The organism is Paenibacillus sp. FSL H7-0326, assembly GCF_001955535.1.
In the GTDB taxonomy this organism is placed as follows: Bacteria; Bacillota; Bacilli; order Paenibacillales; family Paenibacillaceae; genus Paenibacillus; species Paenibacillus shunpengii.
The window spans coordinates 189,242-206,604 of sequence record NZ_MPVN01000005.1 but is presented as its reverse complement, the minus strand read 5'-3'; the positions used below and the strand labels follow the sequence as shown (position 1 = coordinate 206,604).

The following is a 17,363-nucleotide window of genomic DNA, read 5'->3' as shown; positions in this document are numbered from 1 at the left end:
TAGGACTTTTTGAACAATTTGTGAACATGTGTCTAAAGATTGACAAAAACAGGGGGTCGACTTATATTTAATAAGTGATTGTATTAATTTACAGGATTACAACAAAGGTACTAGAGCAGGTAGAATACTCGCTTTTTGGAACCAGATGGTAATCAGCGAAATTGGGAAAAGTGGGGTAGATAGGTGATGAAAAGGTGGCGGCACGGAAAAAGAATCCTCCCATTGCTGGCAGCATTCTCATTGTTATTGTCCGCTTGCGGCCGTGAGGATTTGTCTGTATTGAGACCGCAGGGTCCCGTAGCACAAGGGCAGCTTGATCTAATGAAGCTTGCCATAACGATCATGGTCGTCGTACTCCTTGTGGTGTTTGCGATTGCGGCCTTTGTATTGATCAAGTTCCGGCGGAGGCCAGGACAGAATGAAATTCCTGAACAAGTGGAAGGTAATCACAAGCTGGAGATTATATGGACCGTCATTCCTCTCGTGCTTGTCATTATATTGGCTGTTCCAACCGTTCAGCAGCTCTCCGCTTTAGGCAAGGACTACACCAAAGACGAAAACGCCCTTCAGGTTAAAGTGACAGCTCACCAGTACTGGTGGGAATTCAGCTATCCTGATCTCGGTGTGACGACCGCACAAGACCTCATTATTCCAACCGATAAGACGATTTCATTTGTACTTGAAAGTAATGATGTAATTCACTCCTTCTGGGTACCGTCCCTGGCAGGTAAGATTGACACGAACTTTGACGGAACCTTGAATAAATTCCACTTCTCTGCACCGAATGAAGGCGTTTACCGCGGGAAGTGCGCCGAGCTGTGCGGACCATCCCATGCATATATGGAATTCAAGGTTAAGGCTGTCAGCCAAGAGGAGTTTGATAATTGGGTGACTGCGATGCAGGCGCCGGCTGTTCTGCCTGAAGATGAGCAGCTTGCCGAGAAATTCAAGTCTGCTTGTCTGAGCTGCCATGCTGTGGGCGATCAAGGCGGTCCGCTAGGTCCGAATCTTACAGGAATCGGCGGCAGGGAATCCATTGCGAGCATGCTTCTGAATGAACGTGAAGGTCAGGAGGGTGCACCTGTAGAGGAGAACCTCAAAGAATGGCTTCATGATCCGCAGGCTATCAAACCGGGCAATGAGATGCCGTCTCCGGCGGAGCTTGGACTGACCACTGAAGAGGTCGATGCAATAGCCGAGTATTTGGCCGATTACAAGCTGGATTATGAAACGAACAGTGCGGATTGAGAAGGAGGTACTTGAACTTGGCTCACGCTCATACGGTTAAACGGTATACGGGAATTATGGATTGGCTGACGACCGTTGACCACAAAAAAATCGCGATTCTTTACTTGGCGGCAGGAGGCTTGTTCTTCGGGATCGGTGGGATTGAAGCCATTCTGATTCGTCTTCAATTAATTATTCCTTACAATGGTATGATGACTACCCAGACATTTAATGAAATGATTACAATGCATGGAACGACAATGATCTTCCTCGGCGTTATGCCGATCATATTCGCACTGATGAATGCGGTGCTTCCACTGCAGATTGGGGCAAGGGACGTTGCGTTTCCTTTTCTGAACTCGCTCGGCTTCTGGACCTTTCTGTTCGGAGGATTGCTGCTTAATCTGAGCTGGTTGATGGGTGGTGCTCCGGACGCAGGTTGGACATCCTATGTCCCGCTCTCAAGCACGGAGTACAGCAGCACACACGGTGTCGATTTCTACACCATCGGTCTCCAGATTGCAGGTCTTGGTACGCTGATCGGGGGCATCAACTTCCTTGCTACGATTATTACGATGCGTGCACCCGGGATGTCTTTTATGAGAATGCCGATGTTTGCCTGGACGACATTTATAACATCCGCCATTATTCTGTTTGCTTTCCCAGCCATTACGGTGGGTCTTGTTCTACTAACCTTTGACCGAATTCTCGGAGCTAACTTCTTCGATGTTGCAGGTGGAGGTAACCCGGTATTATGGCAGCATATTTTCTGGATCTTCGGTCACCCTGAAGTATATATCCTGATTCTGCCGGCATTCGGAATCATTTCCGAAGTCATCCCGACCTTCTCCAGAAAGAGATTGTTCGGTTACAGCTCCATGGTATTTGCAACGATTCTGATTGCGTTCCTTGGCTTCATGGTTTGGGCGCATCACATGTTCACGACAGGAATGGGGACGGTAGCGAATGCCCTGTTCTCGATCTCTACAATGCTGATTGCGGTACCTACGGGGATCAAGATCTTTAACTGGCTGTTTACAATGTGGGGCGGACAAATCCGGTTCACGTCTGCAAATCTGTACGCGATCGGCTTTGTTCCTACCTTTGTCATGGGCGGGGTAACCGGCGTCATGCTCGCCTCTGCACCGGCAGACTTTCAGTTCCATGATACATATTTTGTCGTCGCGCACTTTCACTACGTCATTGTGGGTGGTCTTGTCCTCGGACTGTTCTCCGGTCTGCACTACTGGTGGCCGAAGATGTTCGGTCGTGTACTCGCAGAGGGACTGGGCAAGATTACGTTCTGGATCTTCATTATCGGCTTCCATCTTACGTTCTTCGTTCAGCACTTCCTCGGTCTGATGGGGATGCAGCGCCGGGTTGCAACCTATGCACCGAATCAAGGCTTTGACATGCTGAACCTGATCAGTACGGTTGGTGCACTCATGATGGGTGTAGGCGTCATTTTATTCCTGGTAAATATCGTTAAGACTTCATTGAAGCCTGCTGATGCTGGCAACGATCCTTGGGAGGATGGACGTACACTGGAATGGACGATTCCTTCTCCGCCGCCAGAATATAACTTTAAACAGACTCCGCTTGTACGCGGAATTGATGCTTACTGGAAAGAGAAGATGGCTGGCCATTCAGAGATGACTCCGGCTGAGCCGGTCGGACCGATTCATATGCCTTCGGCGACCATATTACCGTTTCTAATGTCCGTAGGGATATTCATCGCGGGTCTCGGTCTGATGTTTACGAATGATGACTTCGGCAATGCATTTATGAATTTTATGTTCAATAACTATATAGTTGTCATTATTGGTCTGGGGATTACCTTCGGTTGTATGATCGTTCGCTCCCTCTATGACGACCATGGATGGCATATCGAGCCTGAGGAACTGGAAGATAAGGGGGCAAAAGCATGACAAACCCACACGCAGAAGCTGTAAATGGTCAGCTGCCTCATGAACCGGAAAAAGCAACGCTAGAGGGCCGCAACAAGATTCTTGGCTTCTGGCTGTTCATGGGTGGAGAAGCGGTTCTGTTCGGTACGCTATTCGCGACCTTCCTTGCGCTTCGCAACCAGACACTGGATGGACCAACAGCAAATGATCTGTTTCATCTTCCCTTGGTTGCAGCGGCAACCTTCACTCTGCTGGTAAGCAGCTTGACGAGCGTATTTGCGATTCAGGCGATGCATAAGCATAACGTCAAAGCGCTCATTAGCTGGCTCGGCGTTACTATTTTGCTAGGACTCGTCTTTCTCGGTATCGAAATTTATGAGTTCTACGAATATGTTGTTCATAAAGAATTTGGTATGACAACGAGCGCATTCAGTTCGGCGTTCTACACGCTGGTCGGCTTTCACGGGGCGCACGTTGCCTTCGGTCTAGGCTGGATCGGACTTCTCATTGGACAGCTGTACAAAAAAGGATTAACGGTCGTAACCGCACCGAAGATTTATGTGTCGGCGATCTACTGGCACTTTATCGATGTGGTCTGGGTCTTCATCTTTACGGTCGTATATCTGCTTGGGAAGGTGGTTTAATCCATGGCGGGTAATGGTCAATCTAGCTCGGGCGCGGAAGGTGTTAAGCATCGCCATCGTCCGGAGGGACCGGAGAAGCATATTGTTGCCTTTATATTCTCGATCGCGCTTACGCTAATTGCATTTGCTGCAGTGGCCGCCGGCGGTGTGAATAATACGTTTACGATTATTATTTTGCTGGTCATGGCTGTGCTTCAGGTCATTATTCAGATGGCATATTGGATGCATATGAAGGACAAAGGGCATCTGATCCCGCTCATCTTTATGGCATTCGGATTCTTCGTGGCCTTTACGGCCATTATTACCGCCTTATTGTGGATGTGGTGGTAAGTAAGGCAAGAAGGCGGCGAATCTTTCGCCGCCTTTTCGAATTTTCATAAAGACAATCATTACCATTCATCTACGTGGAGCAGGGCAGGAGGAGGAGAAGCATGCTCGGTCTACAATATTTCAGCTTTAATGATCTGTGGAGCCCGCTGTTTTTGGCTTTTATGATGATGATGACTGCACTGTATTTTGTTGTGATTGGTCCGATTGCCGAGAAGGCAAGAGGAAGTGAGAAGGCAACGACACGGCAAAAAGGGATGTTTCTATGCGGGATGTTCATTTTGTATATGGCACAGGGCGGGCCGATCAGCTTGTTTGGCCACACGATGTTTACCTTCCATATGCTCAGCATGGCTTTATCCTATATTGCGGCTCCACCTCTCATTATGAGAGGGATCCCGGCATGGGTCTGGCGCAAAGTGCTGGATTATCGTCCTGTTCGGTGGTTCTCGTTTCTAGGCCATCCGATCGTAGCGGCACTGCTGTTTAATGGACTGTTCTCCTTCTATCACATTCCGGTGATTCATGATTATGTCATGCTTCATTTCATCGTGCACCGGCTGTATTATATCGTCTTATTCATTACTGCCATGCTGATGTGGGGATCACTTGTCCATCCGATACCGGAGCGGGACAGGGGGTCAGGATTACACAAGATCGGCTATATCTTTCTCAACATGGTGCTGCTTACGCCTGCTTGCGGTCTGATCATCTTCGCCTCAGAGTCCATCTATGAGACCTACAGCAATCCCAATGCCTGGGTGGCAGCCATGGGATACTGCGTATCACCTGAGACACAGCTTCGGCTGCAGGGTATCGGCGGCCCTTCGTTCTTCAATTTCCTGTCAACCGCACAGCAGGATCAGCAGGTCGGCGGCATTGTGATGAAGATGATTCAGGAGCTGATATTTGGTGTGATGCTGGCATACGTGTTCTTTCAGTGGTATCGGAAGGAAAGTCAGGAGGATGACGAGAATATTCCCTTACAAGTACCAGGTAGAACTGAAGCATAAAGGTCTATAGGGAAGATTGATTCACTAAAGCATTCAAGGAACGACTACAAGCAGGTGAAGACTCGAGGGGGAAAAGACATGGACTTGGATTTCTTACTGCCAATGCTAAGCACGGCCTTTATAGTGATCAGCGCAGTGCTGGTAGGGATTGGCTGGTATCTCATCGTAAAGGGTAAACGAGAGGCGCATAAGAAGATGATGATTGCCGGAGCTTGGGCAGCGATCCTGTTTTTTATCATCTACTCATCCCGTACCTTTATTGTTGGTAATACCTCCTGGGGTGGGCCTGATGATTTAAAACTGTTCTACCAAGTGTTTTTAATTTTTCATATCATTTTGGCAACCGTGGCTGCCGTCTTCGGGATTACAACCCTGGTCTGGGGCTTCAAGGAGAAATATGCGAAGCATCGCAAGCTGGGGAGAGTGACCTCGATGGTATGGTTTTTTACAGCCATTACGGGGGTTGTCGTCTATACGCTTCTCTACGTGATGTATCCGGGCGGTCATACCAAGCCTGTGTGGGAAGTCATTATAGGTACTTAATACGCTTCACAAGGTTAAATATTCATAGCTTATCGCATTTATCAGGTTAAACTTTTTTGAGTGGATTTAGTAATATAAAGGCCTACCCACAACGTGAACACGTGGTGGGTAGGCTTTTTCTATAAGCAAAGGCAATAGCATTACAATCAGATAAGGTCCTGTTCCATCAGGCTGTGGGCAATTTGCAGTGAATTCCACGCAGCGCCTTTGAGCAGGTTATCAGAAACGATCCACAGATGGAATGCATTAGGAATATCCGGGTCCTTGCGGATTCGGCCGACGAATACATCAGGGCTTCCTGCTGCCTGCAGTGGCGTGGGGTATAGCTGCTCTGAGGGGTTATCCTGTACGACAACACCAGGTGATTGGGACAGAAGCTCGCGAATTTCACTCACCGACGCAGGAGCTGTCAGTTCAATGTATACAGACTCGGAATGGCCAGTGACGACAGGAACGCGGACACAGGTTGCAGCCATTTTTAAGAAGGGCAGCTCCATGATTTTCTTTGTTTCATCCATCATCTTCCGCTCTTCGAAGCTGTAGTCATTCTCTGTAAATACATCGACCTGGGGCAGCACGTTGAATGCTATCGGATAATGCTTTTTATCTTTTTTGGCAGGCAGCAGGTTAGCTTGAGCGGGTTCTCCTTGAAGAGAGGATTGCGCTTGGGACAGCAGCTCCGTTATGGCCCCGACACCTGAACCCGATACGGCCTGATAGGTGGAGACAATAATGCGTTCGAGACCGTAAGTGTGGTGTATAGGTGTAAGAGCAGTGACCATTTGCAGGGCAGAGCAGTTCGGTACGGATACGATGCCTTGGTGGGTCTTCAGCACATGTGGATTGACCTCGGGAACAACTAACGGCACTTCCTTATGCATACGGAATTCACTTGTATTATCTATAACGATTGCCCCGCTTCTCACCGCAATAGGCACGAATTGCCTTGACACCTCACCGCCTGCGCTGAAAAAGGCGATATCTACATCTTCAAAGCTGGACGCTGTCAGCTCTTCACACGAGATTTGTTCATCTCGAAACGAGATGAGTGTGCCTGCAGATCTCCGAGAGGAGAGCAGCTTCAATTGACCGATTGCAAAATGGGTATCTTGTTCAAGCAGTTCCTTAATTTTAGTTCCGACAGCTCCGGTAGCGCCGACGATTGCCACATGGTACTCTGTTTTTTTCATGGATTAATGGTCCTCCTCACATCTTGAATTCATTCATTGTAATACAGCAGATGGTATAATGATCATCAGAAGATCCGATAAGGTTGTTCGCAAAGGATGATATAAAGGAGCAACGCCATGGATATCAAGCATGTCAAAACATTTTGTGCTGTAGTGAAGCACGGAGGCTTCTCCAAAGCGGCAGAAGCACTTAGCTATGCGCAATCCACCGTTACGATGCATATTCAGTTCCTGGAGCAGGATTTGAGCTTGCGTCTGTTTGACCGTCTTGGCAAGAAGACGATCCTGACCGAGCCGGGGGAACGATTTCATCAATATGCCATTGAGCTGCTTGCCATCTATGAGAAGGCGAAGGAAATATCCAGAGAGAAGCACGAAGTGACCGGAAGCCTTAGCATTACAGCGAATGAATCGGTTGCTGTATATCTACTGCCTGGGATACTCAAGAAGTTCAGGGAACAGTATCCGAAGGTGAATATTACCATTGAAGCTTCATCTGGTGTTAATGAGCTGCAAAGGCTGAGAGAAGGCGAGACAGACATTGTTTTTCGAATTGGAGAGCAGCTGGAATATGATGAAATGGTGACCATATTGCTTCGTCAGGAGGAATTTGGCTGGATTCTCCCTGAGGGTCACGCAGACCAAAGTTATTATCAATTGCTGCAGCAATATCCCTTTATATATACAGAGCCGGAGTGCAGCTACCGCAAGCTGGTCCATAGGGTGCTCATGCAAAATGGAGCTGCTCCTGAACGCACATTGGAGAGCTCGAGCATCGAGGTGATCAAACAATCGGTTATGGCTCAATTAGGCATAGCTATACTGCCGCATATGGTTGTGAAGGAAGCTGAAGCAAAGGGGCAGCTTATCTATCGGGAGATCCAAATGCCGACAAAGATATACAGCCAGGCTTATTATCATGGAAGCAGGTGGCAGTCACCTGTTCAAAGTGCATTTGTTGATGTGCTGCGGAGGGAGTTTGCTGTGCCTGTGAGAGAGGTATGAATATGAGGCCATACACAAAATGTAAAGAATGTGACGCAGAAGGCGGTCACATTCTTTTTTTACAAAAAGAGGTTGACTTGGTATGAGTTTAGTTTGTATAGTGTGTATAAAGATATATACAGTAATCACACCTGGAATGGTGAGGGGGATATACAGCATGAGTTCGAAAGTAAGGAAGCAAGCTTGGTGGATGACGAGGCAGGAATTGGGGCGAGATTGGCTTCAATGGATCTGGACTCTGTTGTTCACAGCGTATGCGGCAATTATGTGCGGCGCCTCCATGCATGAAGCACTGAAGGATAAAGGCTATACGTTAATGGGGGATAACTTTTTTCTTATATTTGTTCCATTCTTAGGCTTTTTCTTCTCAAGAAGGTCCTTTCGTTATTTACAGGAAGATTCATATACACAAATGCTTGCTTATATGAGACGGATTCCTGTTCCTGTGGATGCCCTTCTCTTGAATCGTATCATTCAAATGCTGATCACTTTTGTAATTAACGGGATTGCATTCTTCAGCTTGATCTATGTAGCAGCTCTTCGAGGAGAGCAATTTGGACTATCGGGGGTCCTGGCGTTCACAATCATGTGGATTGGGTATGGGCTGTTCATTAACTCGATCTACTTCTACTGGGAATTTAATTGCAGCGGCAAGCGATATTTTGTTCAAACCATGGCTCTGATGCTATTCACTCTGCTCGTCTCATTGCTAGCTGCGATGTTCGACCAGAATTTGATTAAAATTACACTTCAGCAAAGTGCTGATTATGGTTTATTATCGCCGATAATGTGGGGGATGCTGCTTATCGCTGCAGCCAGTCTTACGATCAGCTTCAAGTTGACTCGCAGACAATTGTTAATAAGGGATTTGAGTTAAGAGAGCAGGACGGAGACGAACAAATGAGAACAATCGAGAATGAATCTATACAGGCTGAGGGGGTGCGCATCCTGTGAATATACCCATTCAAATTAATGAGAACAGTGCGGAGCCCTTGTACCATCAGATTGAAAGTCAGCTGCGTTCACTAATAATATCCGGTCAGGTTAAGGAGGGAACGCTATTGCCGTCTATTCGTGAATTTGCAGGCAGTCTTAGCTGCAGTGTAATTACGGTACGAAGAGTGTATCAGGATTTGGAGAATGAAGGGCTTCTTCGTACAAAACAAGGCACGGGTACTTTCGTAGCTGAAGTCGGAACGAAGGAGCGAAATGAGTTCAAGCTGACGGCAGTCAAGGATGCGCTTGTTCAGGCAGCCAAGGTTGGCATCTCCGTTGGCAGTACCAAGGAAGAGCTGACCGCATGGTTTAGTGAGGTGCTCCGTGAGGTCTACGATGGTAAGGAGGAGAAGCAGTCATGACAGAAGCTCCCGTAATAACAATGCAAGAGGTATATAAATCCCGAAAAGAGAAAACGATCGGACCCATTAATATGGAGCTGGCTGAGGGCTATATATATGCCCTTGTCGGACATAACGGATCAGGCAAGAGCACGCTGCTGAATATGCTGCAGAAGATTGTCATGCCTGATTCGGGAAGGATTCTCTGGTACGGAAGTGAAGTGGAAGGCGAGCTCCCACCAGAGCTTCGGGAGAAGATCAGTTCGGTAACAGAGAAATCCATTCTGGATGAAGATCATATGACGGCGATGGAAGCGGCTGAATTTCGGGCCTATTGGTATCCCAATTGGAATCAGGGCTTGTTTGAAGAGCTGCTGAGTAAGTTCGAGGTTCCTCTCAAGTCGAAACTGAAGAAGATGTCGAAGGGGGAGCGCAGGAAGTATGAAATCGCAGCAGCGCTGGCCGCACAGCCTAGGCTGCTCATTCTGGATGAACCTTCTTCAGGACTCGATCCCTTCTCTTGGAAGCAGATGATAACAGAACTCCAGCGTTATATGGATCTAGGGAATACGACCGTCATCATTGCAACTCACATCCTTGACGAAATCCGGCGGCTTGCTGACTATATTATCCTCATGCATCGAGGGCACACCCTCGGGATGGCGGAGAAAGATCTGCTTCTAGACAGCTGGAGAGAAATTTGGTACGAGGGCGATATCAAGCCGGCGCATCTGCCGGGGATCGTGGATTGGTCAGAGGAAACCGGGAGTATCCGGCGAATTGTAACAACACATACGAGAGACGTCATGGAGATTCTATCCGAGTCTGGCATAACGCCAGTGAAGGCCCGAATTCTAGAGCTGGATGAGATATTGGCTTATTGGATTGAAGGATACGGTCCGGCAGGCTGGGAGACGAAAAAGGGGGAGAAGATACGATGAATCGATTAGAACTGAGCCAAGTAATGAAGCAGTATGGAGACAAGACGGCGGTTAACGGGGTAACACTTAAAGTAGGCGAAGGAGAAATATACGGACTGCTTGGCGCCAATGGTGCGGGTAAGACAACAACGATGCGCATGGTGCTGGGGCTGATCTACCCGGACGGCGGAGAGATTTTGTACAACGGGAAAAAATACAGTCCTGAATTGCAGCATATGATGGGTTATCTGCCCGAAGAGCGCGGAATGTATCCAAAGGTCAAGGTCAGTGAGCAGATTAACTATCTGGGCAGGCTGCGCGGTATGAATGCGAAGGACGCGGATCAGAGCCTGCGATACTGGCTGGAGCGGTTCGAAGTCCCCGAGTACTACGATAAACGGATCGAAGAGCTGTCCAAAGGGAATCAGCAGAAGATGGGCTTTATCGCTGCTGTCGTGCATAATCCGCAAATATTGATCCTCGATGAAGCGTTCAGTGGACTCGATCCGGTTAACGTTGAGCTGCTCAAAGCGACGGTCAAGGAGCTTCGGGATCAAGGCACCTCGATTCTGTTCTCAACTCACCGGATGGAGCATGTGGAGGAGCTGTGTAAGAATATAACGATTCTCCATCGTTCGAATACGGTCGTGCAGGGGAATATACAGGAGGTCAAATCACGGTATCCGCGCGAGCATGTACGTCTTGTAACAACCGATAGATTGAATGGACTTGAGAAGATTGCAGGTGTCACTCGTGTAGAAGCGATGGATAAAGGATATCTGATCACAATCTCTTCTCTGGATGCGGCTCAATTGATTCTGCAAAAAGCGCTCCAGGAATCGACGGTCGAGCATTTTGAGATCAAAGAACCTACGCTTAACCAAATCTTTATCAAGGAGGTAGGAACCGGACATGAATAAACTCGGGACGATTATTGGTTTTACTTACAAGCAGAAGGCCAAGACGAAGGCATTCAAAATAACGACATTGGTTCTGGCTATACTGATGACCATCGGCATGAATATCCCTTATGTAATCGATATGTTTGCAGGCAATGACGGAGAGAGTGGTGGTAATGCTCCCGCCGATATCCCGGCGATTGGGCTTGTTGTAGGTGAGCAGCAGGAGTCCGCTCAGGCGCTTGAGGAGTTTGTAGCAAGTCAGCAGGTTCCGGCTCTCCGCTTCATATCCTATGAGCAAGCGGATGCACCAGAGCTGAAGACGGACCTGGCAGATGAAGTAATCGAGGGATATGTTGAGCTGCATGCTGCAGGAGACGGTACAACACCAATGGCTACCTATTATGCAGAGGATGCGAATCCGTCCCCGGCAGTAATGACAACTATTCAAACCGGACTGCAAAATGCAAAGACCAAATCGATCGTACAAGATGCGCTTAGTCCTGAGCAGATTGAAGCGATCAGCGTTCCGGCTGTCGTTGATGTTCAGGAGGTAAGCGTGGAAGAGGATGCTGCAGCTGGTTCTGGAGCAGATGTGGAAAGTGCAGCTGTTGATTATGTTTTTGTGTATGTTCTTATGATTTTGTTCTTCTTCTCCATTATTATGACCGGGAATATGATTGCATCTGAAATTACGGCAGAGAAGAGCTCGCGGATTATGGAAATTCTCATTACGAGCGTATCGCCGCTGACTCAAATGTTTGGAAAAATCATCGGGATCTTCCTGCTCAGCCTGACGCAGATCGGAATCTTTGGGCTTGTGATCTTCGGAAACCTGATGCTGCCGCACAATATCGAGCTGCTTCGCAGTATTGATATCGACTTGTCCACTATGAATTTGGATGTACTGATCTATGGATTCTTATTCTATATCCTGGGCTTCTTCCTGTATGCTGTTCTGTTCGCAGCCATTGGTTCCATTGTCAGCCGTACCGAAGAGCTGGGTCAGGCGCTGACTCCAATGACGATGCTGTCCTTAGTTGCTTTTTATATCGGAATCTTCAGCCTTAGTACGCCGAACAGCCTGCTCGTGCAAATCTCAAGCTTCGTTCCGTTTACTTCTCCAACGGTGATGATTCTTCGTATCGGTATGGGTGAAATTGCGGTATGGGAAATTTGGGTGTCGCTCATCCTGTTGGTTGCGTCGATTCTGGTGTTCGGCTGGTTGTCGGCTAAGATCTATCGCACAGGGGTGCTGATGTATGGCAAACGCCCAAGCATCAAGGAGCTTAGAAAAGCGATGAAGGCATATAAGATTTAACAGGATTAAAAGGTATTTATTTATTTATTAATTAATTTCAAACTAGAAAAGGATGATGGCAAGTTGGAACAATTTTTGCAACAGCTGCAAGATTCGAGTCCGATATTACAATTCCTGGGGGTTATGCTCGTAGGAATGATCCCCTTTCTCGAAGGATACTTTGCAGTACCTGTAGGGATTGCGCTCGGGTTCCCTGCAGTGATGACGATCGTAGCGGCAATCGTCGGAAACTGGATCTCGGTTATGGTTGTTATCCTGGCTAGTGATCGCGTAAGGCAGTGGCTGCAGAGAAGAAAATCGTCCGAACGTAAACAAGAAAAACACAATAAACGTCTAGAACGCGGGCAGAATCTATTCCAAAAGTACGGTGTTCCCGGAGTGTCGCTACTAGGTCCTTTGTTGATTGGAGACCATATTGCGGCTTTAGTCTGTATCGCATCGGGTGCATCGAAACGATATGTGATGATTTGGCAGACGATTGCCATAGTCGTATGGGCTGTCGGAATGGGGATACTGGTGCTGTTAGGAATAAATGTTATAAAGTAATTCTAAGGAAATAAAAGAGAACCCTTGATTCATTGCAAGCATGGATGTATCGAGGGTTATGTATTTAGATATTATTTGACGGATTGTAATATGAAGTGCGACACCTATTTCAAAAAAATATAAAAATGGCCCACGGACTGATTCGTGTAGAATAAAGTCACCACAACCACATTCACACAGGAGAATCAGTCTGTCGTGATGGCACTAAAGAGGGGGGGGCTCGGAGCAAGCTCCTGACAGTTATGCGGAGTTATTCTAACCGCAGCATTTCTCTCGTAGTGATGTGATACGAGACTCGAAAGGATGCATTTCTGCAGTTTTTTGATGTGTAGAAATTTTCTCATCCGATTTAAACATGCTGATCATACCTCAAAGGAGATTCAAGGTGGTTCAAATTGTTTGCGTTGTAGGCTGTGCTTATGCAAAAAAAGGAACTGCCAGAGCGGAGAGCTCCAGCGGTTCCTTTCTCATTTCACAATTCATCTGCTAACGCCAATATTGCCGATATTGTCCCGGCGTAATACCTTCCCGGTTTTTGAATTTCCTCATGAAATTCGGCGTATCCTGGTAGTAGCCTACCTCCGCAATTACCTCTCGAAGCGGCTTAAATAAGATGAAGACATTTCGAATTCGCGCATTCCTCTCATTTTATGATTACTGGCCATTATAAGCTTAGAAATTTCAATGAGACGTTCATATAGATGATTTCACAAGAAATGAGAATAAGGCGCATATTTTGGGAAGAATTCCGGTCCATTCTCCAATAGACTCGAAGTAGAGGGAAATACACTATTGGAGGTAATAAGATGGCCGGATGGGTTGGACTAAAAGATTTATTGATCGCGGAAGTGAAGCAGCGCAGCGATGAGACATGCTTGGTGGATGGATTTTTAGAGCGAATTGAAGCTTCCGGCGACAACCAAACGGAGTTAATGGACATTTATGCGGAACTATGCACTTTGGAGCCTCAGCAACCCAATCAAGACGAGCCTGATGAACTGGAGGAAATCCGGCGGCTTCGTCCGAACGGTCCCCGTCAACTGGACAAAGAGCTGACCCATGAGCAATGGTCGGACAAGTTCTATGGCGCATGGCTTGGCAGAGCCATTGGCTGCGCGCTGGGAAAACCGCTGGAATGGCCCAATTTCATGGCAGGATCGCATGGCAGAGCGGGTTGGGAGAACGTGCATTTATGGTTCAAGGGAGCAGATGCATATCCGATTAACGGTTATACTCCCGGGCACTCCACGGCAAAGGATGAATACGGGATCGAGCTTGCTTCGTGGGGGTCCGCAAGCACAAGAGAACGTATTTCCTATATGGAGACAGATGATGATATTCGTTACACCGTGCTTGGTTTAATCATGCTGGAAAGAAAAGGACTTGATTGGGATTCATGGGATATTGGCAAGCTCTGGCATGAAGTTTTGTCCTATAATCAAGTCTGTACGGCCGAAACGCAGTCCTATCTGAACTTTGCCCAAGTCACGTATCATTATGGGGAACAAGGCAAGCCGGCGGATTGGAAGCAGAAGAAAGAATGGGTGCGTACGTATTTGAATCCTTACCGCGAGTTTATTGGCGCACAGATTCGTGCAGACGGTTTCGCTTACGGGGCAGCAGGCCAACCGGAGTTAGCGGCCGATTTCGCTTGGCGGGACGCCTCCTTCTCACATGTTCGTAACGGTATTTATGGTGAGATGTTCGTAGCGTCTATGATTGCGGCTGCATTCCTGGAATCAGATCCGTTAAAAATCGTAGAGATTGGACTAAGCGAAATCCCTGCAAACTGCCGTCTGGCCCATGATATTCGGCAAGCTGTAGAAATTGCGCAAAGTACAGAAGACCAGCTCGCCTTAGTTGAGAAGATCTGGGATGCCTTTAATCATTATGATCCTGTGCATACCAATAATAATGCCGCGCTGGTAGCTGCCTCTCTGGTATTTGCAAAGGGTGATTTCAATAAGGCGATAACGACATCGGTATTAGGCGGGTGGGATACGGATTGCAATGGAGCGACGGTAGGTTCAATTATGGGAGCCTCGCTTGGGGCCAAGTCATTGCCAAGCCACTGGGTAGAACCTCTCCATGACACCCTATATTCGGCTGTTATCGGCTTTCACCCGATTGCCATATCGGAGTGTGCTCGAAGAAGTCACGAAGTCTATTTGAAATTGAAGGAGCAGCAGAGAGCAAAAAATTAACGCTACGGCGTCTGAATGAGGATGTATCCTTCCTCGTTCAGGCGCTTTTCGATTACAATGGAAGGAGAGTGGAATATGGTCTAAGGATGGTATTGCTTATGATTCTGCACATTACATACGAAGATAATGAACTTCCGATTAATATTTTCAAATGGACGCCAAGCTTTGAGCTGGAGACTCAGCATCATCACCAAAGCTTCGAGATGGGTTTGTGTCTGTCCGGGAGCGGGCGTTTCTATTTTGGCGATACGGTCTACCCCGTAGTCCCGGGCGATATTTTCATTGTGAACATACTGGAAAATCATATAGCGCAATCGGATGAAGGCTTTCCTTGTGAGTTCCTATTCTTTAACTTTGATGCGGGGCTGCTTGCCAAAGAAGAGCCTGAGCTCATGGTACCCTTTCGTTATTACCCGTTTCATTTTCAAAACCGGCTGCACGGCAACACCGACGTTATGGAACGTCTGCGGTCGATGATTAAACAGATTTATGTCGAGAAAAAGCAGCGTGCTCCAGGTTATCGGACGGCGGTCAAAAGCTTGCTGATGTCGATATGCGTGGAGCTTCTTCGCATGTCCAAAGAAGAGATCAGCAATACGACATGGCTGGATGGCATGAGAAATTACGAGCATATCAGACCGGTACTGGAGTATATGGATCAGCATTACCAGAAAGAAATCAACTTGTCTCAATTGGCTTCAATATTTCATATAAGCCAGTCTCATTTATCCCGATTAATCTCGGAGGCAACGGGGAGAAAGTTCAAAAGCTATATGTCCACGCTTCGAATACAACATGCCAAACGATTATTAGCAACGACCGTTATGCCGGTTACCGAGATATGCTATGATTGCGGATTTCAAAGTATGGCCACCTTTTATCGCAATTTTAAACATTTCGTGGATATGTCTCCCGAAGATTATCGACGCATAATGCTAACTAAGTTCTGAAGGTTAGAACAGACAAACAGGCGCAGAAGCATGCTTCTGCGCCTGTTTGTTTGCAAATCTGATAGATACGATCATCCGTCTGCTTGAGCAAATAAGCGGCCTTCTCCATCTTGAGCTGTTTTCGACTGTCTCGGTGTTCAAATTCTGGACAAGTAACTCATGAAGATACTACCTTATCGTAATGGGTGGTCTGCCCAGAAGTCGTTCCACTACCAGCCGCCTGAGAACTGAAAATACTAGACCCTGACAGCTTGGTAGCCTATCGTTTCTAAATAGAATTTTATAAGGAGTTTAATCTACGAAGGAAGCAGTTGAAGAACTGCTTCTTTTTTAGTTTCCTATATTACTTTTGGAGTGTCAAAAGCGATCTGAAGGGGAGCCGCCCCTGTTGTGCAAAAACATCTGCGCAGGAGTGTTTACTTGCTCCGGAGGGCACTTCTAGCTGAGGCTATAAAGTTGAAATGGTACAATTCCAGGTTGATGCCAGCCATTGAGAGATATTCTCCATCGAAACATAATGAGGGAGAGCAAGGCTTTAGTAGAAAACGAAGGGAGACTTAACTATGATTACGGATGAACAGTTACAGCATTATGAGGAGCAAGGTTATATTATCTTTGAGGATTTGTTTTCGGATGGAGAGATTGCCAAAGTCCGGAGCATTGTTGACCGCTTAAACGAAGAGTTTGAAAGGAAAATGGAGCAGGTTGGACGGTCAGGTATCAGTGTAGAGAATAAGATCAGCTTTAACATGCATTTAACAGCACAGGATCCCTACATGAACAGTTTCGTCGGGAACGAGAAGATGGTTTCTATCCTAACCGCTCTGTTAGGTCCTAATGTCAAGCTGTATTGGGATCAGTCCGCTTATAAGAAGCAGGAGGCAAACCGTGACTTTCCGTGGCATCAGGACAACGGCTATGGACCGATTGAGCCGGAGCATTACGTAACTTGTTGGCTCGCTCTGGAAGATGCCACGATAGAGAACGGATGTATTTGGATTCATCCCGGAACGCATAAGCTAGGACTGGTGGAGCATCGAGATACAGATGTCGGTAAGCAATGTTATTTCGGTGAGGATCCGGGCATTCCTGTGCCTCTACGCAAAGGCAGTATGGTGGCTTTCCATTCCTTGCTCTTCCATCGGAGCACGCCAAATTGCAGCGAGACGATCCGTAAAGGTTATATTATGCAATACTCCGTTGATGGCGCATTCGATCCAGGGACTGGCAAAGAGTTTGACAACGGTCCTGTCATTGCACGAAACGGCAAGCCGGTACTGACGGTCTAACGGGCTATGAATGCCTTCTCCCGAGTTGTGAGAAGCATAGT

General features: G+C 47.3%; 17 protein-coding genes. 16 read left to right on the top strand and 1 reads right to left on the bottom strand.

Annotation, left to right across the window (positions count from 1 at the left end; genetic code table 11):
• Window positions 1-183: 183 nt before the first annotated feature.
• From coxB to BK126_RS22430, 6 genes are all read left to right on the top strand, one after another.
• The gene (gene coxB, locus BK126_RS22455) at window positions 184-1,248 is read left to right on the top strand and encodes a cytochrome c oxidase subunit II (protein ID WP_076314773.1); all 1,065 of its coding nucleotides are present in this window, start codon (window positions 184-186) and stop codon (window positions 1,246-1,248) included.
• A gap of 56 nt (window positions 1,249-1,304) precedes the next feature.
• Entirely contained in the window at window positions 1,305-3,155 is a 1,851-nt protein-coding gene (gene ctaD, locus BK126_RS22450) for a cytochrome c oxidase subunit I (RefSeq protein ID WP_379263423.1), read from the top strand.
• Window positions 3,152-3,778, top strand: a complete 627-nt coding sequence (locus tag BK126_RS22445) for a cytochrome (ubi)quinol oxidase subunit III (RefSeq protein WP_047911493.1) — start codon at window positions 3,152-3,154, stop codon at window positions 3,776-3,778. The genes ctaD and BK126_RS22445 overlap by 4 nt, the downstream gene beginning before the upstream one ends.
• A 3-nt stretch (window positions 3,779-3,781) precedes the next feature.
• Window positions 3,782-4,108: a cytochrome C oxidase subunit IV family protein gene (locus BK126_RS22440; protein WP_047911494.1), complete on the top strand. Its 327-nt coding sequence runs from the start codon at window positions 3,782-3,784 to the stop codon at window positions 4,106-4,108.
• A gap of 101 nt (window positions 4,109-4,209) precedes the next feature.
• Window positions 4,210-5,118, top strand: a complete 909-nt coding sequence (ctaG, locus tag BK126_RS22435) for a cytochrome c oxidase assembly factor CtaG (protein WP_076314771.1) — start codon at window positions 4,210-4,212, stop codon at window positions 5,116-5,118.
• A gap of 78 nt (window positions 5,119-5,196) precedes the next feature.
• Entirely contained in the window at window positions 5,197-5,661 is a 465-nt protein-coding gene (locus BK126_RS22430) for a DUF420 domain-containing protein (protein ID WP_076314770.1), read from the top strand.
• 146 nt (window positions 5,662-5,807) lie between these two features.
• Here BK126_RS22430 and BK126_RS22425 read toward each other — a convergent pair whose 3' ends face one another.
• Window positions 5,808-6,851 carry an aspartate-semialdehyde dehydrogenase gene (locus BK126_RS22425; protein WP_076314769.1) on the bottom strand — a complete coding sequence of 348 codons (1,044 nt, stop codon included), beginning with the start codon at window positions 6,849-6,851 and terminating at the stop codon, window positions 5,808-5,810.
• 117 nt (window positions 6,852-6,968) lie between these two features.
• Here BK126_RS22425 and BK126_RS22420 point away from each other — a divergent pair, with 117 nt between their 5' ends.
• The 10 genes from BK126_RS22420 to BK126_RS22375 all read left to right on the top strand — a co-directional run bounded on the left by BK126_RS22420 (window position 6,969) and on the right by BK126_RS22375 (window position 17,322).
• Window positions 6,969-7,856 (top strand): LysR family transcriptional regulator, encoded by an 888-nt coding sequence (locus BK126_RS22420; protein WP_076314768.1) that lies wholly within the window; start codon window positions 6,969-6,971, stop codon window positions 7,854-7,856.
• Window positions 7,857-8,013: 157 nt separating this feature from the next.
• The gene (locus tag BK126_RS22415) at window positions 8,014-8,733 is read left to right on the top strand and encodes an ABC-2 transporter permease (RefSeq protein ID WP_076314767.1); all 720 of its coding nucleotides are present in this window, start codon (window positions 8,014-8,016) and stop codon (window positions 8,731-8,733) included.
• A gap of 73 nt (window positions 8,734-8,806) precedes the next feature.
• On the top strand, window positions 8,807-9,214 hold the full coding sequence (locus BK126_RS22410) for a GntR family transcriptional regulator (protein ID WP_076314766.1): 408 nt from the start codon (window positions 8,807-8,809) through the stop codon (window positions 9,212-9,214).
• Window positions 9,211-10,134: an ATP-binding cassette domain-containing protein gene (locus BK126_RS22405; RefSeq protein WP_076314765.1), complete on the top strand. Its 924-nt coding sequence runs from the start codon at window positions 9,211-9,213 to the stop codon at window positions 10,132-10,134. Before BK126_RS22410 ends, BK126_RS22405 begins: the two co-directional genes overlap by 4 nt.
• Window positions 10,131-11,033 carry an ABC transporter ATP-binding protein gene (locus BK126_RS22400; protein ID WP_076314764.1) on the top strand — a complete coding sequence of 301 codons (903 nt, stop codon included), beginning with the start codon at window positions 10,131-10,133 and terminating at the stop codon, window positions 11,031-11,033. Before BK126_RS22405 ends, BK126_RS22400 begins: the two co-directional genes overlap by 4 nt.
• Window positions 11,026-12,333, top strand: a complete 1,308-nt coding sequence (locus tag BK126_RS22395) for an ABC transporter permease (protein WP_076314763.1) — start codon at window positions 11,026-11,028, stop codon at window positions 12,331-12,333. Before BK126_RS22400 ends, BK126_RS22395 begins: the two co-directional genes overlap by 8 nt.
• A 63-nt stretch (window positions 12,334-12,396) precedes the next feature.
• Window positions 12,397-12,879 (top strand): small multi-drug export protein, encoded by a 483-nt coding sequence (locus BK126_RS22390; protein ID WP_083656098.1) that lies wholly within the window; start codon window positions 12,397-12,399, stop codon window positions 12,877-12,879.
• 806 nt (window positions 12,880-13,685) lie between these two features.
• Complete coding sequence (locus BK126_RS22385; RefSeq protein ID WP_076314762.1) at window positions 13,686-15,083, top strand: ADP-ribosylglycohydrolase family protein; 1,398 nt, start codon at window positions 13,686-13,688, stop codon at window positions 15,081-15,083.
• 98 nt (window positions 15,084-15,181) lie between these two features.
• A complete protein-coding gene (locus BK126_RS22380; protein ID WP_076314946.1) occupies window positions 15,182-16,033 on the top strand; it encodes an AraC family transcriptional regulator in 852 nt (283 codons plus the stop codon).
• A 563-nt stretch (window positions 16,034-16,596) separates the two neighbouring features.
• Window positions 16,597-17,322: a phytanoyl-CoA dioxygenase family protein gene (locus tag BK126_RS22375; protein ID WP_076314761.1), complete on the top strand. Its 726-nt coding sequence runs from the start codon at window positions 16,597-16,599 to the stop codon at window positions 17,320-17,322.
• Window positions 17,323-17,363 lie beyond the last annotated feature (41 nt).